The organism is Ruegeria sp. HKCCD7221, assembly GCF_013031225.1.
GTDB lineage: Bacteria > Pseudomonadota > Alphaproteobacteria > Rhodobacterales > Rhodobacteraceae > Ruegeria.
Genome location: NZ_WPZE01000020.1, coordinates 1 through 5,925, shown reverse-complemented (window position 1 = coordinate 5,925; position 5,925 = coordinate 1). Strand labels below are relative to the sequence as shown.

The window sequence follows — 5,925 nt, the reverse complement described above, 5'->3', positions numbered from 1 at the left end:
TTGAAGTCCGGGCATCAGCATTCCTTGGTGGGTCGGAAGTTAACGTGACAACACCATTTGGGGTGCTGTTTGATGATCGCGGAAAACACCTTGAGTTTGCGACCAGACTTGCATTCCTCCAACCATTCGGGCCTGATTTCTCCGGGTCAAAAAAGTTGGTTAAGCACCGTCAAGTTCATGCCGCAGCTGCTACTGCCTAGCAGGTATTACGTATGAGGGTTACACTAAAACTTCTCCTTGGATGTTGTCTGCTGCTAATTTTTGGCAGCTGTACCTATGTTCCGTTCGATACACCGAAGTTGAGTTCCCGTGCCATCCCAGCAGACGGAACCCGCGCTCAGCAAATCGTGTCTGATCTGACTGGTCCCGACAGACAGTCGATGGCAATGGCACCTTTGTTCGATGGCAATGATGCGCTCGGAGCGCGATTGCGAATGATCGAAACGGCGGAAAGCTCAATTGACTTGCAAACTTTTCTGATCAAGCCCGATTTGGCCGGTTCGCTGATGTGGCTTGCCCTGTATTCCGCGGCAGAACGTGGAGTGAAAATCAGGCTGCTGTTCGACGATGTTTTCACGACAGCACGTGATGATCAGATCGCATCCTTGAACGCACATCCAAATGTGGAAATTCGCGTTTTCAATCCACTGTCCCGGAACAGTACCGCGGCTGTTAATTTCCTGTTGGATTTCGCCCGAGTAAACCGCCGAATGCACAACAAGGTGACGATCACGGACGGCAGTTTTGCGATCATCGGCGGCAGAAACATTGCAGACGAATATTTCAGCATAGGAACGCGATACGACTTTGCGGATTTCGATCTCTTTGTCGCTGGCTATCCTGTTCAAAAATTGTCCGAGACTTTTGACACATATTGGAACGACGCCTGGTCCTTGCCATTTGCCATCGTACACGATGGTGACGTTGCGCCTCTGAGCGAAGCATATGAACAGTTTCAAGCACGCGCTCTGGACCAAGAAGTTTCTATTTATGAACGGGCTCTGGGTTCTGAGTATATTAGAAAGCTCGAGAATGGTCAGGTGCCTGTCCACTTTGGTCGCGCGCGTATCGTGGCCGATGATCCTAAGAAACTTCGCACGCCTTCTGGCATCGGGCCTTTTGCGGTAGGGGATGCCTTTTATAACAGCCTGGGACGTGCGAAAAGTAGTATCACGGTAGTGACCCCTTACTTTATACCCGAGGAGTACGGCACGGAGTATCTGGAGAAACTGGTCAGAAACGGCATTGATGTTACGATAGTGACAAATTCTCTTGCCTCAACCAATCATCCCTACACCCATGGCCATTATGCAAGGTATCGTAAACGCCTGTTATTGGCCGGAGTAAACTTCTTTGAGGTTCGTGCCAGTACTTCGCGTTCGAAAGAGGGTGTGGAGATACCGTTGACCCTTCATACAAAAATTGCTTTGATAGATAGGGCTTATGTTTTCGTGGGATCTGCAAATGTTGATCCAAGGTCCGTTCGGCAGAACTCGGAAATCGGAATGTTGATCCGCAGCCCTGGCCTTGCCGAAGAAATCCAGAAACAGCTGGATGCGGCTCTACCGGTCTACACCTACAAGGTGTCGATAAGTGAAGCCGGAAAACTACAGTGGGAAGAAACTGCGTCAAAGAGCAACAAGCTATTGCCCCAAGAACCATCAGCAGGGATCTGGCGCAAATTGATTGCGAAAGTTTCCGGCTGGCTTCCGATTGAAAGCCAGCTTTGATGCCGGTTTTCAGTAAACTTCCAGCTCAAGCAGGTTCCAAAACCCTTCCCTGCTGAGACACGACCACGATAACATCCAGCGATTCGAAAATAGCCGAAAGTTCCGTTTGGAGTTGCAACGTAAGCTGGTCAATCCGCGCGGCCAGGCAAGGAAGCTGCGGATCATAGTAAACCATAATAGTATAACCACGCCCCAGCTTCGATACGGACAGATCAATTAGTGTGCCCCCGTCTGAGCGCAATGTGTCACGCACGGCCCTGCGTGCCGCAGCAATGTGCTGAGGTGCCGCAGTTGCCCCTGCCAATTCTTGCACGCCTGACATAAAGTCCCTGAAATATTGCACGATGACGGTCGCACATAGAACAAGCACTATGATTGAGTCCCCGACAGGCACAATTGGTGCCAGAAAACCATCTTTGAAGAAATGAATGCCCAAAAGTCCAACTGCAGCAGCAAAGGTGATGATGCCGTCAAATGCGGCCGCTTTCTTTTCCAGCCGCAGAACGTCACTTTGCTTTCCGGTCTTCAGCCACGAACGGGTGTGAAACCCCCAAAGCAGCAGGCAGGTGAGACCGACAACAACAAAGTACCCAACCATCGGAGCAAACACCAACTCCGTTTGGGCTTCTCCGTTCAGGTATCCCGCAATGCTCAGGGCGGCGTTGGAAATCGCGAAGACCACCAATCCTAACAAAGACAGCGATCTGAAGGTGGTAAACAGCGCTTCATCGCCAGCATAACCATAGGGGCGAAATTTGTCCGGTTTCTTTTGCGCATTACGTGCCACCCGTTTTCCAAACACAGCAGAAGTAAAGCCGATAAGTGAAAACAGCCCGTCCACCAGAATAGCCTGAGAATGGGAATAATACGCGGCAACAATCCCAGCCGCAGCCATGAACAAATTTCCCACCATTCCCACATTCATGGCGCGACTTTCGAGCTCGTGCCGACCTTCAACCATCGAAGAATTCATAATCCGTTCCTAAGTTCCCAAGCTCTGGATATCGTACGACGCCCGCACGTTAATGGTCCGGCCCTAGTACCAATTCCGCTAGTATCACATCTCATCCGAAGCCAAGTGCTTTGTGCCTCTCCGTATTAAATCGACAACGCCGGCTGCATAAGGGAGATCGCTAAGATATTCGTCGAGCGTAAATTGATCGGTTGGAAAGTTCGACAGCGCATCGTCTGCCAACTCAGCCTCGCCTGCCAGTCCGTGAATAGCAGCAATCAACAGCCAATCACCTGCATGTTCACGGGCATCAATCAGGCGCACTTTTTCTGAGGCCGATGCGTAATCTCCGTTTTCGACATCCTCGAGGCACAAGGTGATATTCGTCCAGATTGGCAACAGTGGATTAATGTCCAAAGCCTGCCGTACCATTTGGCCGCCCAACTTTGTGTCGCTCACAAGCGCCAACCATGCTCCTGCTAATGCGATCAACAAGGCACCGTTGGGATTGGCCTGTATCGCGGCGCCGATCAAGCGCTCAAACCGTGGACTGTCCGCAGCCATCTGCGCGTAAATAGCCGCAGCAAACAACGCTTCCTGACATTGTGGTTCAAGCGCAACAGCCTTTTCTGCATGGGCCTGCCCTTGTTCCAATACCGCACTCAGGCGTTTTTGGCCGAGCGCAACTTCTTCTACATGCCCTAGTGCAATCAAGGCATGGGCCAATCCTCCGGAGTCATTGTTTTCGGTGGCATTCCGAGCAAGATTCATCATTTGCTGTAAACTGCCTGATCTGGATGTACGCAGGTGAGCATGAAAGGCTAGCAAAGCCTGATACGCACTTTGTCCGGATGTTGCGCGACTTGTGAAACGATCTGCCGCGTCCGTGGCGACAACTCCGTAAGCGTCGGCAATTTTTACCGCGCATTTCTTTGCTACCTGTTCCTGGAATTTGAAGCTGTCGGCGTTGTCCGGATCGAAATCGCGCCGTTCGGACCACAAAATAGAGCTGTCCTCAGTCCTCTTGAGTTGCACAATCAGACGCAGGCTGGATTGGGCGTCCCTCACTGTACCATCCAGAACATAATCACAACGCGGTATGAATTGCGCCGAAGTATCGTCCGAAGGCGCGTCATCATACCCCGTCAGAACGCGGATATGGGCAAATCGTGCAAGCTCAAGCCCCAGTTCCTCGGGAAAACCATCGCGAAAAAACTGGGCACGTATCGTATCTGATCCGGAAAAGGCACAGATGCCCAAAATTGGCCATCCAGCACCGTCTACCAGCGATTTCCCTTGCGTTTTTTCCTTAGCAAAATTTTTTTCAAACTGCGGGCGATATTGCCCCTTGGGGATAGCTATAGACACCAGGTCATTGGCCCCCGAGGTCAGGTAATAATAGTGCAGCGCTTTGCGTAATTTGACAGCCTCGATACGGACAATCGGATCCACATTGGGATCAAAGTCAGCACCTCGTCCAAAAACATCCATAGCCAGGGCGGTTCCCCTTAATTCATCGCCGCGCCCTTCAAGCTCACGGTGAACAAGGTGCTCAAGAAACGATTTTGTCCTCGCGCTGCCATCAAAGTCTTCGGATGTAACAATGCGTTCCAGCTGTTTCAGGATATCCGCTTTGTCAAATTTTTCTGGCACGGCAATTCTCCTGCATCGTCACGTCATCAAGTTTGCCAATGTAAATTACTGTATAGCAACATGTTACTTCCTCCCACCAATCCCATCACATTCCTAACTGAAAGCCATCTTGGAATACGGGTAATACCGAAGGAGGCTTTTGATGACGTACAGATGGACAATTTCGGTGATTGTCACCCTTGCGGTGTTGGTAACGGCTGTTTCAAGCGCGCATTCCACAGACATGTGGCAAGACAAACCGGTTCAGACTCATTACGGGAGGCCGGTCCAAACCGAGCGTACCAATCTCTCCCGAACCGCGGGCGGCACTACTTCAAGGAAATCCGAACTTCATCCAACGGAAGCTCAGAAGTCCTCCGAATGTCAGGTCCCTGATCTCAGAATTTTATGGCTACACCGACTGAGTAACCTTCAATATTGTCGCCTTTCGCAATACGAGCCATAAGGCGCAGCTCTTCGACCCAGGCAGAGTCGTTTTTGGACAGGTCCAGCTCAATCCCGGCGCCCAACTGGGCAAGCCACTCACTGTCCAAAACGATTCCCTGATCACCCGGGATATAAGAGGCCGATACTTCACCAACCCAACGCGTGGGCTGGGAGAACACCCGAACACCCGTTGGCACTCTGACCCGGGACCAGGCTACGGTTGATATCGCTTCGGCCTGACCAACAAGATCGGTGTCCAGCGGTTCCAGAATGATGTGCGTATGCCTAAATCGCAGATCGAGTTCATAGTCATTCGCCCAACGACGATTAAATTCAGCAACCAACGATCCTCCGTATCCCAGCGCGGTAATGCCCCCGTCACTAAGAAAATCCAAATCGGCATCCAGGATGCTGCTAATAACCTGGGCAGCAATGGAACTGTCACTCTGAACCCGGCCAATTGATAAATTGATCATCGGACGAATTTTCCAGTTCTCGTTAATGTCAAATTGCCAACCGATCCCACCGGTTGCAGCAACACTTGTCCAATGGGACAAAATGCTTGTGCTGGTGCTGACCCCGGACAACAAAAACTCCGGGTCATAATTGGTGAATCCAATATATCCTTCCAGGTAAACCGGAATGTCTTCTGAAACCCTGAAACCGCCCCCGAATTGGCCGCCTCGAAGGTCATAGTCATCGCCGTTTTGAACATTTTTGTCCAATAAAAGGACGCTGGCTGACTCATTTGGTGCAGCCGATATTCCCAGAATTGCAAGAGCTCCCTTGATGTTGTCGCGCACATCATACCCGCTTCCGTCATCGAGTGATTGAGCCGCAGCAGAGCTGGCTGCGATGCTGCAAACCAAAATTAGTCCCGATAACCTAGCTTTTGCCATGCAATCTTGCCCCCAACACTTAGTAACCCAGACGCTATATGCACTATTTAATAATCGCGACATTAATAATGCGCTGAAAGTCTCCGGAGACTCCTTTGGTTAGAGGTGTTGCGAAAGTTCCCCTCGGCCGAATAATTCACGCCATGCTTTAATGTTAAGCGGTCAATTCCGCGAATTAGCGAAAACGAGCAAAGTCCAGACCTTGAACCCTAGGCTCAGGACCCATTGATTTCCGTTTGGTTGCGTGATTCACGGGCCGAAAAAC

The 5,925-nt window shown here is 50.9% G+C and carries 5 protein-coding genes; 2 read left to right on the top strand and 3 right to left on the bottom strand.

Annotation, left to right across the window (positions count from 1 at the left end; all coding sequences use genetic code 11):
• Positions 1-200: hypothetical protein (locus tag GOX73_RS20675; protein ID WP_217351031.1), on the top strand; the 200-nt coding region annotated here is incomplete at its 5' end.
• A 12-nt stretch (positions 201-212) separates the two neighbouring features.
• Positions 213-1,730: a phospholipase D family protein gene (locus GOX73_RS20550; RefSeq protein ID WP_171135090.1), complete on the top strand. Its 1,518-nt coding sequence runs from the start codon at positions 213-215 to the stop codon at positions 1,728-1,730.
• A gap of 25 nt (positions 1,731-1,755) precedes the next feature.
• Here GOX73_RS20550 and GOX73_RS20545 read toward each other — a convergent pair whose 3' ends face one another.
• The 3 genes from GOX73_RS20545 to GOX73_RS20535 all read right to left on the bottom strand — a co-directional run bounded on the left by GOX73_RS20545 (position 1,756) and on the right by GOX73_RS20535 (position 5,660).
• Positions 1,756-2,643, bottom strand: coding sequence for a cation transporter (locus tag GOX73_RS20545; RefSeq protein WP_256368014.1), 888 nt, complete (start codon positions 2,641-2,643; stop codon positions 1,756-1,758).
• A gap of 144 nt (positions 2,644-2,787) precedes the next feature.
• Positions 2,788-4,335, bottom strand: a complete 1,548-nt coding sequence (locus tag GOX73_RS20540; protein ID WP_171127197.1) for a hypothetical protein — start codon at positions 4,333-4,335, stop codon at positions 2,788-2,790.
• A 377-nt stretch (positions 4,336-4,712) separates the two neighbouring features.
• Entirely contained in the window at positions 4,713-5,660 is a 948-nt protein-coding gene (locus tag GOX73_RS20535; protein WP_171127198.1) for an autotransporter domain-containing protein, read from the bottom strand.
• Positions 5,661-5,925: the final 265 nt, after the last annotated feature.